At 65.2% G+C, this 20,056-nt stretch carries 19 protein-coding genes; 16 read left to right on the plus strand and 3 right to left on the minus strand.

Features of this window, described 5'->3' with window-relative positions; all coding sequences use genetic code 11:
• Window positions 1–85: 85 nt before the first annotated feature.
• From K9F62_12580 to K9F62_12595, 4 genes are all read left to right on the plus strand, one after another.
• Window positions 86–2,083, plus strand: coding sequence for a flagellar hook-length control protein FliK (locus tag K9F62_12580; protein UJX39564.1), 1,998 nt, complete (start codon window positions 86–88; stop codon window positions 2,081–2,083).
• A gap of 15 nt (window positions 2,084–2,098) precedes the next feature.
• Complete coding sequence (locus tag K9F62_12585) at window positions 2,099–2,824, plus strand: flagellar hook assembly protein FlgD (GenBank protein UJX39565.1); 726 nt, start codon at window positions 2,099–2,101, stop codon at window positions 2,822–2,824.
• 34 nt (window positions 2,825–2,858) lie between these two features.
• Entirely contained in the window at window positions 2,859–4,508 is a 1,650-nt protein-coding gene (locus tag K9F62_12590) for a flagellar hook protein FlgE (GenBank protein UJX39566.1), read from the plus strand.
• Between the two features lie 280 nt (window positions 4,509–4,788).
• Window positions 4,789–5,682, plus strand: coding sequence for a flagellin (locus K9F62_12595; protein UJX39567.1), 894 nt, complete (start codon window positions 4,789–4,791; stop codon window positions 5,680–5,682).
• A 210-nt stretch (window positions 5,683–5,892) separates the two neighbouring features.
• Here K9F62_12595 and rnc read toward each other — a convergent pair whose 3' ends face one another.
• The gene (rnc, locus tag K9F62_12600) at window positions 5,893–6,594 is read right to left on the minus strand and encodes a ribonuclease III (GenBank protein ID UJX39568.1); all 702 of its coding nucleotides are present in this window, start codon (window positions 6,592–6,594) and stop codon (window positions 5,893–5,895) included.
• A gap of 217 nt (window positions 6,595–6,811) precedes the next feature.
• Between rnc and K9F62_12605 the strand changes: the two genes are divergently transcribed.
• Window positions 6,812–7,879: a phosphotransacetylase family protein gene (locus tag K9F62_12605; protein UJX39569.1), complete on the plus strand. Its 1,068-nt coding sequence runs from the start codon at window positions 6,812–6,814 to the stop codon at window positions 7,877–7,879.
• A 211-nt stretch (window positions 7,880–8,090) separates the two neighbouring features.
• Here K9F62_12605 and K9F62_12610 read toward each other — a convergent pair whose 3' ends face one another.
• A complete protein-coding gene (locus K9F62_12610) occupies window positions 8,091–8,387 on the minus strand; it encodes a hypothetical protein (GenBank protein UJX39570.1) in 297 nt (98 codons plus the stop codon).
• Between the two features lie 81 nt (window positions 8,388–8,468).
• On the opposite strand from K9F62_12610, the gene K9F62_12615 reads away from it, so the two are divergent.
• Window positions 8,469–11,690, plus strand: a complete 3,222-nt coding sequence (locus K9F62_12615; protein ID UJX43198.1) for a tetratricopeptide repeat protein — start codon at window positions 8,469–8,471, stop codon at window positions 11,688–11,690.
• A 40-nt stretch (window positions 11,691–11,730) separates the two neighbouring features.
• A complete protein-coding gene (locus tag K9F62_12620) occupies window positions 11,731–12,633 on the plus strand; it encodes an RNA pseudouridine synthase (protein ID UJX39571.1) in 903 nt (300 codons plus the stop codon).
• A gap of 6 nt (window positions 12,634–12,639) precedes the next feature.
• Here the strand turns inward: K9F62_12620 and K9F62_12625 are convergent, their stop codons facing one another.
• Complete coding sequence (locus K9F62_12625; GenBank protein ID UJX39572.1) at window positions 12,640–12,819, minus strand: flagellar biosynthesis anti-sigma factor FlgM; 180 nt, start codon at window positions 12,817–12,819, stop codon at window positions 12,640–12,642.
• A 171-nt stretch (window positions 12,820–12,990) separates the two neighbouring features.
• Here K9F62_12625 and K9F62_12630 point away from each other — a divergent pair, with 171 nt between their 5' ends.
• The 9 genes from K9F62_12630 (at window position 12,991) to K9F62_12670 (ending at window position 20,055) form a co-directional block, all read left to right on the plus strand.
• On the plus strand, window positions 12,991–13,671 hold the full coding sequence (locus K9F62_12630; GenBank protein ID UJX39573.1) for a helix-turn-helix transcriptional regulator: 681 nt from the start codon (window positions 12,991–12,993) through the stop codon (window positions 13,669–13,671).
• A 75-nt stretch (window positions 13,672–13,746) separates the two neighbouring features.
• Window positions 13,747–13,911, plus strand: a complete 165-nt coding sequence (locus K9F62_12635) for a hypothetical protein (protein ID UJX39574.1) — start codon at window positions 13,747–13,749, stop codon at window positions 13,909–13,911.
• A gap of 389 nt (window positions 13,912–14,300) precedes the next feature.
• Entirely contained in the window at window positions 14,301–15,446 is a 1,146-nt protein-coding gene (locus tag K9F62_12640) for an MFS transporter (GenBank protein ID UJX39575.1), read from the plus strand.
• A 30-nt stretch (window positions 15,447–15,476) separates the two neighbouring features.
• Window positions 15,477–15,872, plus strand: coding sequence for a flagellar basal body-associated FliL family protein (locus K9F62_12645; GenBank protein UJX39576.1), 396 nt, complete (start codon window positions 15,477–15,479; stop codon window positions 15,870–15,872).
• A gap of 21 nt (window positions 15,873–15,893) precedes the next feature.
• On the plus strand, window positions 15,894–16,538 hold the full coding sequence (locus K9F62_12650; GenBank protein ID UJX39577.1) for a histidine phosphatase family protein: 645 nt from the start codon (window positions 15,894–15,896) through the stop codon (window positions 16,536–16,538).
• A gap of 105 nt (window positions 16,539–16,643) precedes the next feature.
• Entirely contained in the window at window positions 16,644–17,090 is a 447-nt protein-coding gene (locus K9F62_12655; GenBank protein UJX39578.1) for a hypothetical protein, read from the plus strand.
• A gap of 78 nt (window positions 17,091–17,168) precedes the next feature.
• Window positions 17,169–17,822 (plus strand): lactate utilization protein, encoded by a 654-nt coding sequence (locus tag K9F62_12660; GenBank protein UJX39579.1) that lies wholly within the window; start codon window positions 17,169–17,171, stop codon window positions 17,820–17,822.
• A 33-nt stretch (window positions 17,823–17,855) separates the two neighbouring features.
• Window positions 17,856–18,569 (plus strand): hypothetical protein, encoded by a 714-nt coding sequence (locus tag K9F62_12665; GenBank protein UJX39580.1) that lies wholly within the window; start codon window positions 17,856–17,858, stop codon window positions 18,567–18,569.
• A gap of 181 nt (window positions 18,570–18,750) precedes the next feature.
• On the plus strand, window positions 18,751–20,055 hold the full coding sequence (locus K9F62_12670; GenBank protein UJX39581.1) for an HDOD domain-containing protein: 1,305 nt from the start codon (window positions 18,751–18,753) through the stop codon (window positions 20,053–20,055).
• The last annotated feature ends 1 nt before the right edge of the window (window position 20,056 follow it).

The raw sequence follows: 20,056 nt of genomic DNA on the forward strand, positions 1-20,056 counted from the left end.
CTTTCAAATCGGTAAGATGCCGCCACTGCTCCTTTTTTCAAAATGGAACGGGTCTTGAACAATGTCAGGCGTCAGGAGGCCCAGTATGCAGATTCTTCCGCTTGTCACCCCGCGCGCGCAGGCAGCCGCAGACGCCAAGCAGCAAAACGCCGCGCTCACCTCGCGCCAGTCCGCGATGTTCGCGAGCCTTATGCAAAGCGTCCGCGACACTACCCAGGCAAGCGCCACGCAGGCTGGCGCCGATCGAACGAGCGCCTCTTCCGCCGCCGCCAGCACCAGCACCAGCACCGATCCGCTCTCGGCGTCCGACACCCCCAGCCGCCAGGACCTGATGGATCTGCCCCTGACCCGGGAAGATCTTGCCGCCCTGCATGACGACCTGGTGGATCAGGGCTTTTCCGACGACGAACTCGCCGCCATGGAGCAAAAGGTCGACAGCCCGGAGGGGCTGACCTGGGGCGAGATGATGCACGAGGTGGAGAAGAAGGTTTCCAAGACCAAGAGCAACGAGAAGAAGGAAGTGTCCAACGAGGATACGGTCCAGCTGCTCGGTCTTTTCGGCAAGCTCGGCTTCACCGCCGACGAGTCGCAGTCCATGGTGGATTCGCTCGGTAAGGGCGAATCCGAGGGCGTCTGGTCCAAGATCAGCGACAAGGTGGCGAGCCTCGGCGACGATAGTTCCGTCAGCCTCAGCTCTTCCGAAATGGCCACCCTCGGCCGGACCATGAACCTGTCCGAGGCCGCCCAGAAGCGTCTGACCGCCCTGTTCGACCAATCCAATGCCGAATCCGGGCTGTCCGGCCAGGGCCTGCGCACGGCCTTCGGCCTGGTAAAAAACGAAGTCTTGTCCCAGCTGGGCCAGGAAGCGCAGTCCATGCAGGCGTTTCGCCAGGCCGCTTCGGTGGTGCTGGACAAGGCCTGGCAGCGCCAGCAGACCAAGATCAGCTCCGACCTGCATCAGGACGACGTGGCCCGCAAGGCCGCCCAGGTCGTGGCCATGGGCGGCGAAAAGAAGGCCAAGCCCCAGGACGTGCCCACGGCCAGCCAGCCCGGCATCGACGTGCTGGCCGACGTGCCCGACGCCGGGACCTCGCCCCTGACCACGGATGCCGCCAAGGATGGCCAGGACTCCGGCCAGGCGCGCCAAGCGCAGCAGGGTGGCCGGGCCACCGGGCAAAGCGCCCAGGCGGCGGCTTCCGAGCTGCACGGCAAGGCCGGTGCGGTGGCCACCGAACAGGCGGTCGCGACCGGTAACCAGGCCGCGACGACCGGCGTCGGCACTCAGACCGCTTCTTCGGGCGATACGGCGCAACAAGCCCAGGCTTCGCCCAAGCAGACAGCGGCCACGCCCCAGTTCGCCGCCGGGAATTCGAACGGCAACGCGGCCGGCAACGCGGGCGGCTTTGCCGCCGGACAGCAGGGCGGCGGCGCGGGCGGTTCTTTCGAGCAAAACGGCCAGGAAGGCGGCTGGGGAGAATTTTGGAGCAAGGTGCGGGTGGACAAGTCCGGCGGGCAGGCGACCACCGGCACGGGCGGCAATACCGCCCAGACCATGGCCGCCATGGACGCGGTCAACGGTTCGCGCCAGGCCTCGCAGGCCAAGCCCTTTGACGCCGCCCTGGCGGCCCGGGCCGCCAGGCAACTCGAAACCGGCATCCTGCGCAACGTCGGCCAGGACGCCAAGCAGCTGACCCTCAATCTTTCGCCTGACGAGCTCGGCAAGCTGAGCGTCACGCTGACGGTCAAGGACAAGGAAGTCAAGGCGATCATCAAGGCCGACAATGCCGACACGGCCGCCATGCTGCACGATCAGGCGGCGCACATCAAGAAGACCCTGGAGGACCAGGGGTTTAAGGTGACCAAACTCGAGGTGCAGACCGGCGCCGCCCAGGACAACCAGACCGCCTGGCAAAGCCCCGAGCAGCACAATCAGGCCCGCGAACAGCGCGAGGCCATGGAACGGATGCGTTCCTCCCAGCGCCTGGCCCGTTCCGGCGGCAGTATCGCCCTGGACGCCGACGCTTCGGGATTCGTGCCCCAGGCCGCGACATCCGCCGCCTCCGGGCTCGACCTTTTCGCGTAACAACGGAGCACAGCCATGAGCTACATCAGCAGCATCCTCGGCGCCGATAAGTCGACCACGTCGACCACGTCGAAGACCGGCACCTCCAGCCTCGGCCAGGACGCTTTCCTGCAACTGCTTGTGACCCAGTTGCAGCACCAGGATCCCCTGAGCCCCATGGACGACAAGGAGTTCGTGGCCGAACTGGCCCAGTTCTCCAGCCTCGAGCAGCTCACCGAGATCAATTCCGGCATCGATAACCTGGCCACCCTCAACGAGAAGTCGCAGGTCATGGGCGCGGTCAACTTCATCGGCAAGACCATCGAGGCCACCGGCACCGCCGTGAGCCTCACCAAGGGCAAGGCCACCTCCGTGACCTTCACCCTGCCCGAGGATGCGCAAACCTGCATGGTCAACGTGCTCGACAGCTCGGGCACCATCGTGCGCACCAAGGACCTTGACGCAACGAAGGCCGGGGATGTGGAATTTACCTGGGACGGCAAGGATTACGACGGCAACGTCTGTGACGACGGCCAGTATCAGATCGCGGTGACCGCCACCAACGCCGACAGCGAAGTCATGAAGGTGTCGAGCACCATGAGCGGCACCGTGGTCGGCATCACCCAGCAAAACGGAACATACTACCTCAATATCGGCAATGATCGGTACGTGGCTTTCAACGACATCACCAATGTGATCGACAAGACCCCGACGACGACCAGCGATTCAGGCAGCGATTCAGGCAGTAAGTCAGGCTCCTAGCCGCGCGGACACGGGACGAAAGGAGGAGGTTTATATGGGCGTTGGATTAAATACCGCCATGTGGTCGGGAGTGTCCGGTCTGATGGCCAACTCGACGAAGATGACCAGCATCGGCAACAACCTGGCCAACGTGAATACCTACGGCTTCAAGTCGGCGCGCACGGACTTCGTGACGCTCATGAGCGCCACCATCGGCACGGCTTCGGGCGTGGACCAGGTCGGACGCGGCGTGCGCGTCGGCTCCGTGGTGACGGATTACTCCCAGGGCGGCCTGGAGACCACCAGCATCAACACCGACATGGCCATAAGCGGCAACGGCTTTTTCATGGTCAAGCAGAAGAGCTCGGTGGGCTCCAACGGCAAGATGCTCAATACCGGCAACCAGACCATGTATTACACCCGGGCCGGCGACTTCCACTTCGACGAGAACGGCTACCTGGTGAGCACCACCGGACTGGCCGTACAGGGCTGGAAGGTGGATCAGGACAAGCTCGACACTGCCAATGCCTCTGGTACGACCCTGAGCAACACCCCGATCACCGGGCAGATCCGGGACATCGTCCTCGATTCGTACTCCAGTCCGGCCAAGGCCACCACCAGCGTTACCGTCATCACCAACCTGGATTCCGATTCCACCAGCGCCACCACCCGCGACTCCAACGCCGGGTCCAGCTTCTACGCCATGAGTGCCACCTGGGATGGCACCAAGGACCCGGCCATGGCCTCCACCGCCTACAGTTATCAGACCACCGTCAAGGTGTACGATGCCAACGGTTCGCCCCATACCCTGACCACCTACTACGACAAGATCAAGAATAAGGACGGGAAGGAGTACTGGGAATACGCCGTGACCTGCAACCCGTCGGAGGACGGCCGGGTGGACGCCGCAGGCAACCCCCTTGCCAATACCGCGGTGGCCGGCTTGCTCATGGTCGGCACCATGACCTTCGACTCCTCGGGGTCCATGGAGAACATGAGTGCCTATACGCTGAAGGCCAGCAACGCCACCGCCGGTGCCTTCGACCCGGATGCATGGAGTGTGGCCGGCATCTCGTCCAGCGGCTATCCCGAATTCACGGCCAACTTCAAGTCGGTTTCCAACGGCAGCTTCACGGACCAGAGCGGCGCCACCAACATCTCGCTCAACCTCGGCATGCGCAGCACCTCAGGCTGGGCCACCGGCACCACCCTGGGCGACATCGACCCGACCGACCCGACCACCCTCGGTTCCTTCAACCCGGCGAAACTGAAGATCAACAGCAACGTGACCACCAACTACGCCACGTCCTCCTCCACGGTGTTCAGCTCCCAAAACGGCTATACCGCGGGGCTTTTGACCAGCGTCTCGGTGGACAGCGACGGCGTGCTGACCGGCACCTTCTCCAACGGCGTGAGCCTGCAACTGTGGGTGCTGGCCCTGGCCAACTTCACCAACCTGCAAGGACTCGACAACGCCGGCAACAGCCTCTACACCGCCACCCTGGAATCCGGCGAGGGGACGACCAACCGGCCCAACAGCGGCTCCGTGGGCTCCATCTCCGGCAACACCCTGGAATCCTCCAACGTGGACATGGCCACGGAGATGGTCAACATGATCGTGACCCAGCGCGGCTTCGAAGGCAACAGCAAGACCATCACCACCGTGGACTCCATGCTCTCCGAGATTATCCAGCTCAAGCGTTAGTCCCGTCCCTTCTCCTAGCCTGCGTCCAAGGCCGCCCCTGTCCGGGGGCGGCCTTTTTTCGTCGGTCGGAAAACCTTGCCCGGCTTCCGATCCGGCCGTGGCCGCCCGGGTGCGTCAATGGCGCGGGAGAATTGACTTTCGCGGGAGGAATTTTTTTCCCGCACCTGCCAATCGAATGTCTATCTTGTTGTTATTCATTTGAAAATGAGTGTTGGTACGGTGTCTGCTTACTCCAAGAAAAACCAACAAGGAATGTCTGGTTGCAACAAGGAGGTTTTTTATGGCCCTGACCATCAACACGAACATGATGGCGATGAACGCCGCCAGGAATCTGTCCAATTCCTATGGCGCCCTGTCGACCTCGACCCAGCGCCTGTCGTCGGGCCTTCGCATCAACACCGCGGCCGATGACGCCGCCGGCCTGGCCATTCGTGAGCTCATGCGCGCAGATATCTCCACCCTGAACCAAGGGGTGCGCAACGCCAACGACGCCATTTCCATGATCCAGACCGCCGACGGCGCGCTCCAGGTCGTGGACGAAAAGCTCATCCGCATGAAGGAACTGGCCGAACAGGCGGCCACCGGCACGTACACGTCCGACCAGCGCCTGATCATCGACTCCGAATATCAGGCCATGGCTTCGGAAATTACCCGTATCGCCATGGCGACCGACTTCAACGGCATTTATCTGCTTAACGGCAACCTTTCCGGCGCCGCCCACGACGGTACCGGCATCAACTCCGTGGGCAAGCTCAAGGTCCACTTCGGCACCGGCAACTCCAGCGCCGAGGACTACTACTACGTCCAGATCGGCAACTCCACGGCTTCCGCCCTGGGCGTGGGCATGGGCGCCGTATCCGGGGCTTCCGGCCGCAGTATCTCCACCCAGGCACTGGCCCAGAAGGCCCTCGACGCCCTCCAGTCGGCCATTGTTTCCAAGGACAAGATCCGCGCCAACCTGGGTGCCTTGCAAAACCGCCTGGAAAACACCGTTTCCAACCTGCAGATCCAGGCCGAGAACCTGCAGTCGGCCGAATCCCAGATTTCCGACGTGGATGTGGCCACGGAAATGACCAATTTCGTGAAGAACCAGATTCTCACCCAGTCGGCCGTGGCCATGCTGTCCCAGGCCAACTCGCTGCCGAAGATGGCCATGCAGCTTATCAGCGGCTAGGCCTGACGCGCGGAGTGTAGCATGAAAAAGGACCAGGGAGGCGGGGACTGCGGACGTCGGTCCCTCCCTGGTCCGAAACGGTTCGTTGGCGGTCGCGGCAAAGAATTGACGCTGCCCGCGCAAGCGCCTTGGCCCGGATGGAAGCATGCGCCGCCCCCGGGCGGAGGTTCTCCGGGAACCCGGCGACGGACGAAACGTCGCTTCTTCGGGCTACCAGATCGAGGTGGCGTCGGCGATTTTTTCCAGGGCCAGTCTGGCGGCCATCTGCTCGGCCTTTTTCACGCTTTTTTCCACGGCTTTTAGCGCGCGTCCGTCCGGCAGCTCCAGGCGTACGGTAAAGCGCTTGTCGTGCTCCGGCCCCTCGCTGCCGAGCAGGGTGTAGACGGGGCGCGCCTTGTGGACCTTCTGGGTGTATTCCTGAAGCCGGCTTTTATAGTCCCTGGTTTTGGGCGCAACGGACCTGACCGGCCAGACGTCGGCAAAGGTCGCGTCCACGAAGCGTTTGGCCGCTTTGTAGCCTCCGTCCAGAAAAAGCGCGCCGATGACGGCCTCGAAGGCGTCGCTCAAAAGCGACGGCCGGGTCCGGCCCCCCTGATTTTCCTCCCCCTTGCCGAGCAGGATGTGGTCCTCCAGGGACAGGCGCAAGGCCATGGCGGCCAGACTCGATTCGTTGACGAGTTGGGAGCGCAGGAGCGTCAGCTCGCCTTCGGGGGATTCCGGAAAGCGGGCGAAGAGTTCCTCGGAAACGGACAACTCCAGTACCGCATCGCCCAGAAATTCCAGACGTTCGTTGTGTTTGGCGGCTTCGCCGCGTTCATTGGCATAGGAACTGTGGGTCAGCGCCGTGGTCAGCAGTTCAGGCCGGGCAAAAACATGCCCCAGGGTGTTTTCCAGGGCGGTGGCTTCAGACATTGGGCAGGCTCCGGATGGCGGCGGGTCGTGACATGGGCAGGGATATTAGCGCGTTCGGACGCCATTTCCAAGGCACGGGCCGAACGTGATCGTGTTTTTACGCTCTCCCGGGCCAATTGTCTTGATTATCCCGGCCGGCGCAGGCATTTTATGGGGAGGACGTCCGTGATCGGCGCCAGGCGCGGCGGCTGCGGACGAGCCGCACAGGAGGGCAGCCATGGCTGGACTGTATGTTGGCGCGACAGCCGGATATTCCGGTAAAAATATGGTGGTCATGGGGCTTGGGCTCCGGTTCCAGAAGGAAGGCTACTCCGTCGGCTACCTGAAGCCCGTGGGGGCCATGCCGCGCGAGATCGACGGCCGGCTCTGGGACGACGACGCCTACCACGTCCAGCGCATCCTGCGCACCAACGAGGAACCCGAAACGCTGACCCCGGTCATCGCGTCCCATGATTTCCAGGTCAAGGCCTTTCGCAACCAGACCGGCGACGTCATGGGGCTTATCCGCGCCTCCTACGAGAAAGTCTCCGCCGGCAAGGACATCACCATCGTCGGCGGCTCGGGCGGCATGCACACCGGCAAATACTGCAACGCCGACGGCGTGCGGGTGGTGCGCGAGCTGGGGCTGACGGCCGTGGTCATCGACCGCTATTCCAAGGAACTCAACTACGACTACCTGCTCGTGCTCAAGGAGCAGCTTGGCGACCATCTGGCCGGCGTCATCCTAAACGACGTGGCCCAGAATTTCCTGGACGAGACCCAGACGCTCATCGCGCCCTTTTTAAGCGACCGGGGCATCCGGGTGCTCGGCGTCATTCCCAAGGACCCGCTCATGGGGGCGATCAAGGTCTCGGACCTGGCCGACCGGCTCGGCGGCAAGGTCATTTCGGCCCACCACAAGGCCGACCGCATCGTGGAGAATTTTCTGATCGGCACCATGCAGGTGGAAAATTTCATGACGCATTTCCGGCGGCAGAAAAATTCCGCCATCATCGTCGGCGGCGACCGCTCCGACGTCCACCTGGTGGCCCTGGAAGGCGACAGCCCCTGCCTGGTGCTGACCGGCAATCTTTACCCCAACGACATCATCCTCACCCGCTCGGAGGTCCTGGAGATCCCCATCATCGTGGTGCGCGAGGATACCTACACCGTGGCCAAAAAGATGGAGACACTCCTTTTGCGCCACAAGCTGCGCGACGAAATCAAGATCCGCCAGGGAGCGCAGCTGATAAACGCCAATCTCGATTTCCCCCTGCTGCTCGATATTTTGGGCCTCAAGCGTTAGGGAAGAGGCCAACGAGGATGCGAGAGGGGGACCCTTTTTGAAAAAAGGGTCCCCCTCTCGCGCTCTCCCCTCCTAAAAACTTTTAACGATTACAGCTGGGTGACGATAACACCCTGTAGCCGCCAAAAGTCTTTTGAAAGGGGGTCCGGGGGGAAACTTTTCGGAAGACAAAGTTTCCCCCCGGTTGCTTCCTCTCTCTTCTTCCCCGTCCTTAATTCCGTCGATGTTCGTGGCAACTGATGAGGAAAAGCGCGGCGCGAAGGCGCAGCACCTCGCGGGGCGCTCGGTCCATGAGGGCGTGTCCCGGCATGGGGGCCATGGTGGCAAAGGAGGTCGCCTCCCGGGAGGGCTGGTCGGCGTAACGCATGGTGGCGAGTTCGGCCAGGGCGGCCTGGACCTCGTTGCGTTCCCGGGCGAAGGCTTCAGTCAAGCGGGCGGCGTGTTCGGGCCGGTGGATATCGAGAATGCGGTCGGGTTGTTCGTGGCGGAGGACGGCGGCGTCTTTCATGGCGGACTCCTTGCCCGGTTCTCTTCGGCCGTCCGGGCGCAAGTCTTAGGGAAGGGCGGCCGATTTTTCCTGGCACGAAAGCTGCTTTGTGTCTGGAAAACGCAGGGAAGCGCCATCGTGAAAGAGCTCGTACCTATTTTCCGCCTGATTCGCCCCGCCCGGCTGCTGCTGGTGTTGCTAGCCATCGCGCCGTGCTGGCTTGGCGCGGCGGCAACCGAGGCCCTGGCGACCGACGCGGCCCAGGCCGCCGTGCGTGAGCCACAGCCGCCCCAGGTCGACCCATTGTCGCCCGGCGCATCGGGCGATGAAACCGCCGCCGGCCAGGGATTCCGGGTGGAGCTGGCCAAAAGCGCGCCGCCCGCCGGGACCATGCGGGTCGGCGGCGCGGCCTCGTTCGCGGCCCGTCTTTTTGACGGCGAACGGGAGCTGGACCGGGAAAACTACGTCTGCCGCTGGCGCTCCGACAGCGAAGCCCGGTTTCTGGAAACCGAGGGGCCTTTCACCAACACGGCTGTTTTTTTGCGTCCGGGACGCCAGCGGGTCTGGGTCGAGGTAGTGCCCCGGTCCGGCCCGTCCAAGGGGTTGGCGGCGGTTTCCGCCCCGGTGGAGTTGGACGTGGCCCAGCCGGCCTTTTCGCTTGCCGTGACGCCGCCGTCGCCGCTTGTCGGCGAGGAGACCACGGTCGCCATCCGGGACTTTCCGATCCATGACGGCGTGGAATTTCGCTGGGACCCGTTGCCGGCGTCGGCCAAGCTGGTGCGGGTGGGCGAGCGCAGCCTGACCTTTTACCCCACGGCGGCCGGGGAGATTCCCGTGCGGGTGTCGGCCACGGCCGGCGCGGGCGCGGGCGATGCGGCGGATCTGGGCGCGTCCACGGCCCGGGTGCGGGCAAAGGAATACACTGTCGCCGTGGCCGATAAGGGGCTTACCGGGCCACCGGCCACGGTCTGGCGCGAGGGTGAGGGGCCGGTTGCGGCCTCGGGCGTGGCCGTGCGGCAAAACGTGCGGCTTTTGGCCCGGATTTCCCCGTCCCCGCACAATCCGCCCCTGGCCTATGCCTGGAGTTTGTGTCCCGGGGCGCGGGCCCGGGGCGGGACGGATGGCCGTGAGATCGAGGCCTCGCGCGACGCCCTGGGGCCGTGCAAGGCTTTGGTCGAAGTCCGCGACGCCAGGGGCCTGCTTCTTGGCCGGGGGGAGGGCGGGTTTACCGTTTCCGTCTCCCAGGACGAACTCGACGCGGCCGTGGCCAACGCCCGCGAGACGGACAGGCTCACCCGGGCGGCGACCGACGCCTGGGAGGCCGGCGATGCGGCCGGGGCGCTGGCGGCGGCCGGACAAGCCGTGCGCAAAAGCCCCCATGATGCGCCGGCCCTGACCGCCTATGACCGCATCAGCCGCGACAAGGCCCGTCTGGATGACGCCTTGGCCAAAGCCGACGCGGCCCTTGGCGTGGACGATTTCGGCGAAGCGGCGGCCATGCTCGGCGAAGCGGCCAAGGTCTGCCCCCGGGCCGGGGCCATCGGGGCCATGCGCCAGGCGGCGGCCGCCCGTCGCGCGATCCTGGACAAGGTGGCGAAACTGCTGGCCGACGCCCGGGACAAATGGGACGCCGGCGCGGTGGACGACGCCTTGCGGCAAACCGGCCAGGCCCTTTCCCTCGATCCGAACCATGCCGCGGCCAAGGCCGAGCGCGAACGCATGGTGGCCGACCGCGACAGGCTGCTCGCCGCGCTCAAGCAATCCGCCAGTTATCTTGCGGCCAAACGCTTCGACAGCGCCGATGAGGCGCTGGCCGAGGCGCGGGCCATAAGCCCCCGTTTCCCGCCCATCGCTGAGCTGACGCGGGCCATTGCCGCCCGCAAGGATAAGGCCTGGCGCATGGATGAGCGTCTGGCTCGGGCCCGGGACCAGTGGAACGCCGGGGACGTCGACGGGGCCTTGGCGACGCTGACCGAGGCGTCCAATCTTGATCCCGAACATGCCGGCGCGGCCGGGGCCAAGAAGAAGCTGGGCCAGGCCCGGGAAAATCTCGCGTTGGCCGAGGATCGGGCCGAGGCGGCCTTGCGTGACGGGAAAATCGACGCCACCAAGGCGGCCCTGGCCGGTGCGGCCAGGATCAACCCGCGCCATGCGCGCCTGAAGCAATTGCAGGCGGCCCTGGCTCACCGGATCGACCGCGACCGGCGTGTGGCCGGGCTCGCTTCCGAGGCCGCGCGCCGCAGCGCCGCCGGCGATATGGACGGGGCGATTCTGGCCTTAAACGACCTGCTGGCTCTGGTCCCGACCGACGCCAAGGCGACGGCGACCCGTGATGCGCTGGTGCGCGCCCGCGACGCGGTCAACGAAGCCCTTTCCCGGGCCAGGGACGCCCTGGCCGCCGGCCGCTTCGACCTGGCCCTCGGGGCCGTGGCCGAGGCGCAAAAGGCCAATCCCAAACTGCCGGCCCTGGCCGGCTGGCGCGACAAGATCCAGGCCGCCCGGAAGCAGGCGGAAACCGAGGCTGCATCGCGTCTGGCCACGGCGGAAAAGTTGTACGCCAAAAAGGACATCCCCGGGGCGGACGCGGCCTTGCGCGCGGCCCGGGAGGCAGGGCCCATGCCGTCGGCCCTGGCCGGCAAGGCCCGGGACCTGTCCCGGCGCATCGAGGCCGGGCTGGCCCGCGAAGCGGCCGCCCGTCGCGAGCAGGCCAACCGTGTCCAAACGGCCGCCCAGCCCTCCCGTGGCGCCGACGCCGACCGCCGCGCGCGGTGCGCCGCCATCGGCCGGCAGGCCGCGGCCAAGCGGACCCAGGGGGATCACGCCGGAGCCATCCGCGACTACCAGTCCCTGCTCAACCAGTGTCCCGACACCTGCCAGGCCTATAATAATGTCGGGGCCTCGCTTTTCTCCCTGGGCTACGCCGCCGAGTCCCTGCCCTGGTTTGACGAGGCGGTCAAATGCGCGCCGGACGAGCGGCTTTACCGGGACAATGTGACGCTCACCCGCAAGCGGCTGGCCCAAAACCATCGTCCCGATCCCGGGAAAGCGGCGACCTGCCAGGCCGCTTTTGAAACCGCCGAATCCCGGCGCGTGGGCGGGGATCTCTCCGGGGCCATGGAAGGCTACCGCAGCGTGGTGGCGACCTGTCCGGATTTTTGCGCCGCCTACAACAACATGGGCCTGGCCCTGCACAAGCTCGGCCAGACGGCCCAGGCGCTGCCGCTTTTCGAGCGGGCGCTTCGCTGCAATCCCAGGGACAATCTTTTCCGGGACAACTACGAGCTGACGGTGAAGCGGCTGCGCACGGCCGAGCGGCGGCCCTGACGCATTGCGTTCCGGTCGGGTGGGCGGCTATGCTCGGCCCATGGAAAACGATGATGCGGGTGTGGTCGAGGCCGTGGTCCCCGGGGAACTGGCCGGTGAGCGCCTGGACCGGGCGGCGGCGCTTGTGCTGCCGGACACGGGCCTTCGCGGCCGGCGGCGGCTGATCGAGGCGGGACGGCTGCTTGTCGACGGGCGGTCGAAGGCCGCCGCTTACCGGGTCCGGGCCGGGGAAAAACTTGCCGCCCGCATCGCCACGCGTCCGCAAGGGGAGTTCCGGGCCTCTGACGTTCCGATTCTTTTTGCCGAGGCCGCCTATGCCGCCGTGGCCAAGCCCGCCGGGCTCCACAGCGCCGCCATCGCCTGCGGCGGCGGCCAAAGCCTCGAAGACCTGCTGCCGGAGCTTTTTCCCGGCCGCACGGCGATGCTGCTCTCCCGCCTGGACAGGCTCACCTCGGGCATTGTGCCCGTCGCCTTCGACGCCGTGGCCGGGGAAGGCTATCGTCGTCTGGAGAACGCCGGCCACGTGGCCAAGACCTACCTGGCCGTGGTCCACGGCAGCCTCTCTTCCCCGTTCGTGGTGGATTTTCGTCTGGACATGGCCGACCGGGCCAAGACCCGGGTGGGCCGGACAGCCGATCCCGATCCCTTGCGCCACACCCATGTCGCCCCGCACCGGACCGAAAGCGGCCTGACCCTGGTCGCCTGCCGCATCGCCAAGGGGGCGCGACACCAGATCCGGGCCCATCTGGCCGCCTCGGGCCATCCTTTGGTCGGGGACCCGGTCTATGGGCGGGGAGAGGGGACCCGGCTCTACCTGCACTGCGCCCGGCTCGAAAGCCCGGTGCTCACGGCCGCCAACGAACCGCCCTGGTCGCTTGCGGAAGCGGCTCGAACAGTCGGAAGCGATGCGCTGGAAAGAAACGCGGAAAAGGAGTGCGGATAAGGCCGGCTACTCGGCGTCGGTGCCAAGCGCGTCGAGCAGGCCCTCGATGATTTCGTAGCGTTGGATGAGGTACGTGCCGGACTCAACGCGGCGCTTGAGGTCCGCGATGCGACGGGCGCGGGCGGCCGGGTCCTCGCGGGGCGGGGCCGCGCCTGGTGGTCGGGAAGTGCTTTCTGGTACGGTCATGGCTGACATCCTTGTCTGCGCCGTCCGGCTGTGGCCGGGAAGGCATTTTGCTTCGTCAAACTTATCGGCCCTCACGACGGGGAACTTTAGCATGCCGGGAAAAATCCAGACCGAGCGCCGGCGGGGAAAAAACACTTGCCCATTGGGACCGGGTCGTTTATAAGAATAAACATGATGCAACGACATGACGCCGCGTTTGCGAGTTCAGGGGGGTTCGAGGGTTTTTTCGCCCGGGCCTCGCAAGCGGCGGACATCGTTTCCCAGGCCGAACTGGCCGCCCTGCTCGGGGTGCACCGTTCGGCCGTGACCCAGGCCAAGAAGAAGGATGCCGTGCCCAAGGCCTGGGTGCTGGCCGTTTCCCGAAAGACAGGGGCCGACGCCGACTGGCTGGAATACGGTCGGCCGGCCAGGGCGGTCGAAAAGGGCGCGGCGACCGATGACGGGCCGTATGTCGGCGTGCCCAAGGTCCGGGCCAGGCTTTCGGCCGGCGGCGGTTCCTTCGAGACCCGGGGCGAGGTCGAGGTTGTTTTGCCGTTTCGCCGGGACTGGCTGCGGCGCAAGGGCAATGTCTCGGGCATGGTGCTCATGGATGTCGTCGGAAACAGCATGGAGCCGGATATCCACCACGGCGACACGGTGCTGATCGACCAGGGCCAGACCTCCATAGTGGCCCATGGCGTCTACGCCGTGGGCGTCGAGGACACGGTGCTGGTGAAGAGGGTGGAAAAGCGCCCGGGTGCGCTGGTGCTTCTAAGCGACAACCGGGATTATGCGCCCATCGTTCTTTCCGGCGACGAACTCGACGCCTTGCGGGTCATCGGGCGGGTGTTGTGGGTGGGGCGGGAGTTGTAGGGGGAAATTTTTTTCTCCGCAGTGTTTATACTTATAAACTAATTGTTGTGCGGTTGCGCAACACGGAGGCTCATCATGCAACGTCGCTATTGCCGCTGCGGCATGTCCATCCTGGTGGAATTCAAACCGACCGGTCCGACCTGGCGGGCGCTTTTCTTCCGGCCGAGCCGGCTGTTTCGGGCCCGGCTGTCGCGCTGCCCGCATTGCGGCGAGCCCCTGGACATCGACCGGCTGTCCTAGGCGGCAAATTTGTTTTGAAAAGGAAGCCGCGTGAGGGGGAACCCTCGGCAAAGGGATTTTCCTTCGCCTGCGTTTCGCTTCCAATCCAAAACGCTTTGCTGCGGCGGGCGTCTTGGCCGGGCTTCCCTGCAATAACTGGTCGGACCCTTTTCCGGCGCACAACCGAGCAGGTCAGCGGTCATCGGACCCGTCGCCAGAGGGCGGCCTTCCCCCCGATCGGTCGTCCGGTGACGTTCCCCGTCCCGTGGCCGCATACCCCACGCCTTCGGCGTCGCACCCGCTCCCGCGACGCCGAAGGCATTTGTCGCGGTGCGACGGTTTTTTACTTTCCCGCGGCAAGCATTGCGCGTATAATAACAGTTGGCGCGTCGCCACAGGGAGCATGACACATGGGGAAATGGACACTGTTCGTGTTGTATGCCGCCACGGTCAGCGGCATCTCCTCCATCTACGCGCCCCAGCCGCTGCTGCCGGTCCTGGCTTCGACCTTCGGCGTGTCCGAGTCCACGGCCGGGCTGACCATCACCGCCACCATGCTGCCCCTCGGCCTTGCCCCCCTGGCCTACGGCTTTTTTCTCGACGCCGTGCCGGCACGCCCGCTGATCGGCATTTCTCTGGCCTTGCTGGCCGTCTGCGCCGGCGGCTTGTGCCTCGCGCCCAATTTCGGCTGGTTTCTGGCCGTGCGCGTGGGGCAGGGCCTGCTCGTGCCGGCGCTTTTGACGGCCCTTATGACCTATCTGGCCACCGCCGCGCCACCGTCCCAGGTGCGACGGGTCATGGCCGCCTATATCGCGGTCACGGTGTTCGGGGGCTTCTTCGGCCGTTTTTTTTCCGGCCTGACCGCCCAGGCCTTTGGCTGGCGCATTCCTTTCGCCGGACTGGGCATTTTTTTGGCCCTTTGCGCCGCGGCCTGCCTGACCCTGCCGCCGGATGCGCGCACGGCCTTTTCGCCCATCCGTCTGGCCTATGCGCCCCAGGTGCTGAGGAAACCCGGTTTTGCCGCGACATACGCCGTCGTCGCCCTGCTTTTCTTCGTTTTTTCCGGCATGCTCAATCTGCTGCCGTTTCGCCTGGGCCACCTTTCGGGCGGCTATTCGCCGCTTCGCGCCGGAATCATGTATTCCGGCTATCTCATGGGCATCATCGTCAGCCTCACCTCCCACCGGTTTTCCAAAAACTTCGGTGGGCCGACCCGGGCCATGAGCGTGGGCGCCGCCATTGTCATCGCGGCAGCGGCCGTTTTTTCCCTTCCCGCCCAGTCGGCGATCTTCGCCAGCGTCTTCGTGCTGTGTTCGGGCATGTTTCTGGCCCATTCCGTTGCGCCGGGCGTGCTCAACGGCGCGGAAAACGAGCACAAGGGACTTGTCAACGGCCTCTATATTTCCTTTTATTATTCAGGCGGGTCGCTTGGGACCTATCTGCCCGGGCTCATGCTCGCCGAGTTCGGCTTTTTCGCCGCGGCCGGGCTGCTGCTCTTGTCGGCCACCGCGGCCACGTGTATCGCCTTGCGGTTGCGTACGACGGCGTTCCGTTGACGGCGGCCGTCGAAAGGCGGAGATGTAGGCATGCGACGATACTTTGCACTGTTTCTTCTGGCCGCCAGCCTGCTGTGCGGGCTGTTTGCGGCCCGTAACGCCCCGGCGCAGCAGGGGGGGACGTTCGCCAGGGGTGGCACGGCCGTTTACTCCGGCATCGACGTCAACGTCGCCGACGGCGCGCGCCTGGCCCGACTGCATCTGGCCTTCGAGGCCCAGTGCATCAGCGAGGAGGCGGCGCGCATGGCGGCAAGCCCGGGAACGCGCGAGGCTGTCCTGCTTTTTTTGCGCGACCAGACCGTGGCCGGGCTGTCCACCCCCCTGGGCAAGCGCGCGTTTAAGCGCAACCTGCTTGCGGTCATGAACAAGGCCGTGGGCGGTCCGCGCGTGGTGCGCCTCTATTTTCTGCAATTCGTCATTGAATAAAGGGAGAAGGGATACCCCGCCATGCCGCTTTTCCGCCTGATCCGTCACGGACAAAGCGCTTCCAACGCCGGGCATGTGACGGACTATCCCGACACCATTCCCCTGACCGACCTGGGCCATGGGCAGGCCGCCCTGGTGGCCTCCTGCTTTCGTCGCGCGCCCCGGCTGATCGTTTTTTCCTCCTTCGACCGGGCCGTGCAGACGGCAACGCCCCTTTGCGAGCGTTTCCCCGAGACGCCCGTCGCGGTTTGGCCGGTGCAGGAGTTCACCTACCTGGCGCCGCGCCGCTACATGGGCACGACACGCCAGGAGCGGGGCGAGGCCGTGGCCGCCTATTGGAAGCGCCTGGACCCGCGCTGGCATGATGGCGACGGGGCCGAATCGTTCGTCAATTTCTGGGACCGCGTGGAAGCCTTCATGGAGCGGGCCGCCGGGACCCGGGGGCCGGTGGTCGTTTTTTCCCACGGCCAGTTTCTGCGCGGCGTGCTGTTGCGGGTGTTGTCCGGGCCGCTCGGGGCCCAGGAAGCCATGGTCCGCTTCCGTGCCCTGCGTCAGGCCGTCACCTGGCCCAACGCGGCCATGGCCGTGCTGGCGTTCTCGCCTTCCATGCCGCTTGTCGGTCCGGTCACGGCCGGACATTTGCCGCCGGAAATGCTCTCCACATAAAAAACCGTTGTCTTTTTGCACAATCCATTGAATCGGGGTCCCTCTTGCTCTACAACGTTGGCGCAACAAAAAATGCCCGCCCGGACAACCGGAGGGAGAAGTGAAATGACGCAAAGACGAAAGGCACGATCGGCCGGCATGGCGGCCATGATCGGGGCGATCGCCCTGGCGGCCCTCCTTTGCGTTCCGTCGCGGGGATTGGCGGTCAAACGGGCCGGAGTTTTCTGGTCCGGGCTCTCGCGCGAGCAGAAAACCGACCTGATCCTCGGCATCTTCGACGGCTTCAACCTCAACGAGAACATTTTGGGGATCACCCTCAAAAACGAATACACCATCTGCACCGACATCATGGAAAGCATCATGCGCCAGTCCGACGCTTTTTTCGCCGGCATGCCCGCCGGCAAGATCGTCACGGCGCTGGATACGTTTTATACCGACAAGAAAAATAAAAATATTCCGGTGTCTTGGGGCTTGTGGGTGGTCGTGCGCCAAAATCGTAAGGACCCGACCGTGGGGGATTTTCTGGGCGAATTGCGCGGCTTGTATCCGTAGGGCCGCGCGCCTTGCTTTTTTGCGCCGCGCGATTAAAAGGTCTTGCGCCGACGGACCGGGCGGCGCAAAGGAGACGGCATGCAGGCACCTATCGAAACGTACTACGCCAAACGCCTCGAAGATGTGGCGCAGGCCCTGCGGGACAATCATTTCAAGGCCCACGTCGTCGCTGATGCGGCGGCGGCGCGCGACCTCTTTTTGCAAGAGATCCTTCCCGCTGCCGGGGCCAAAACAGTGGCCTACGGCGGTTCGGGCACCATGCTGGCAACCGGCCTGCCGACGGATCTGGCCGCCATGCCGGATATCGACGTCATCGATACCCTGGATAAGACGCTCACCGCCGAGCAGGCCTATGAGCGGCGGCGGCAGGCGCTGTTGACCGACCTCTTTCTCACCGGTACCAACGCCGTGACCGAGGACGGCATGCTGGTCAACCTGGACATGATCGGCAACCGGGCCTGCGCCATCGCCTTCGGCCCCAGGCAGGTCGTGGTGTTTGTCGGCCGCAACAAGATCGTGCCGGACCTGACCGCCGCCATGTGCCGCATCAAGGAATACGCCGCCCCGACAAACGCCATGCGCCTGTCGAAGAAGACGCCCTGCGTGCGCACCTCCCGTTGCGAGGACTGCGGTAGCCCGGAGCGTATTTGCAACGTTTGGACCATCACCGAAAAGTCCTTTCCCAGGGGACGCGTCACGGTGATATGCATCAATCAGGATTTGGGACTGTAACAGAGCCGCTTGCGGCTAAACGAGGGTCCGGCTTTGGCTTGGAAGAAGATACCCCCCGAGGCGGATTATTTTCACTGCGAACCCGGTACGGAGTACTATATCTGCGAGGAGGGGCTTGTCGTCGAGGGGCGCTACCTCCAGGACGGCGAGGCCAATCTGGATAAGGCCATCTGGCCCACGGTGCAGGGCAGCCGGGCCTATATCCGGGTGCGGCGCAAGGGCGTGGACAAGAAGTTCCAGCTGGTGCGCATTTTCGCGGAGCTTTTTCCCGATCTGCTGGGGGGCGAGACCCAGGTGCGTACCCGCAAGGGCTCGTTTTCCCTGCGCGTGGAGACCGACGTCCGCGAAGCCGAGTCGCCCGCCCGACCGGTTGCCGCCAAGCCGCGCCGGGAAAAAGTCCATCGGCACGAGCACGAGGAGGCCGTCGAGGAACAAAGCGAAGTCGACGAGCCCGGCCTGGTGGACGAGGATGAGGACGAGGAGGCGACAACCACGCTGTCCGACGCCCGCATCTGCAAGGTGTGCAACCTGCGCAAGCGCGCGTCGGAGTTCAGCCCGCGCGACGACATGTGCATGGACTGCTACATGGGCCGCGACGAGCTCTTGAAGGAAATCATCGCCCGGCGTCGTCGCAAGAACCGGGCGGCCGCACCCCGAGCCAACGAGGAAGGCGGGTCGGGTGGCAACTCCGAAGAAAGCATGGACTCCTTCGGGCGGATGGATTTTCGCATCAACCTGCCCGAGTAGGGCCTGCCGGTTTTCCTTGGGGGAGCCGACTTCGGGGCGGGCGGTCCACGGTTTTTTGAACCGGCCGTCCGCCCCGTGCCGTTTCGTCGTGGCGCTCCCGGCTTTCTTGACAGCCTTCCCCAATCCCTTATGATCGTCGGATAGCAGGAATGCATCGCGTTGGCGCGGGCTTGGGGGACAATTGGTCAGATGCAACGTTTCCGAATTGCGGGAGGGCATGGTCCTGGCCGAGGATGTGCTCACAGCCGGCGGGCGTTTTCTCATGCCCAAGGGGACGACGCTTGACCACGGCCACCTGAAGTCCTTGCAGGCCTGGAACTTAAGCGCCGTATCCGTGGCCGCCGAGGCCACGCCTTCTGCGCCCGGGGCCTCGGACGACGGCGCGGTCGCGGCCAGGGAAGCGGCCGAAACCGTCGTGCGGGAGCGACTTTGCCGGCTCGACTGCGAGCACGAGGCCGGACGGGTGCTGTGGCGTCTGGCCCTGGAACGGGAGACGCGCCACCGGCTGGCCGGAGAGGCCGTATCCCCCGGTCAGGGCGAATCCGGGCCGCACCACCCGGGTGACGGCACCGTGGGCCGCCCGGAAGAGCTGCCGCCGCCGCTGTCCTCGCCCGAGGCGCTTTTGCGCGACGAGCCCAAGCTTGTCTCGCCCCCGGAAGTCTATCTGCGCATAAACGACGTCCTGCGCGACCCCAAAAGCACCGTCGAGGACGCAGCCGAAAGCATCCGCCATGACCCGAGTCTGGCCGCCAAGCTCCTGCGGCTGGTCAACAGTTCCTTTTACGCCCGCACCCTGCGGGCCGTTCGCGGCCGCTTTCCGGCCAAGGTGGACAGCCTGTCCCGGGCCGTGATGGTGGTCGGTGGCCGCCAACTGGCCACGTTGGCTCTTGGCGTGTCCGTGCTGCCGCTTTTTCAGGACATTCCCCCCCACTGGGTCAACATGCGCGTATTCTGGGAGCACAGCGTGGGCTGCGCCGCCGCCGCCCAGGCCATTGCCGGGGCCTGCTCCCGGGGCAATCCCGAAACGGCCTTCGTGGCCGGGCTGCTCCACGACATCGGCCGCATCATCGTGTTCAAGCAGGCCTCGACCCACATGGCGGCGGCCATGCGCCAGGCCGCCGACGCCAGGGAACCGCTATATAAGGCCGAACGCGACCTGCTCGGCTTCGACCACGCCGAACTCGGCGGGCATCTGCTCCACAAATGGCAGTTCCCGGCCAATCTGGAAAAGATGGTCCGCTACCACCACGACCTCGGGGAGCCGCTTTTCATCGACGAGCCGGCCGTGATCCATCTGGCCGACTGCGTGGCCACGGCCATGGGCTGGGGGGCCAGCGGCAACCGCCATGCGCCGCCGCTCGATCCCGCCGCCTGGCAGGCGCTGGGGCTGACCGGCGAGGAATTGGCCGGGCTGGTGCCGGCCATGGAGGCGCGCCTGGCCGAAACCATGCACAGTTTTTTTCCGGACAGGGACGGGCGGGCATGAG

It is taken from the genome of Desulfovibrio sp. JY (assembly GCA_021730285.1).
Lineage (GTDB): Bacteria > Desulfobacterota > Desulfovibrionia > Desulfovibrionales > Desulfovibrionaceae > Solidesulfovibrio.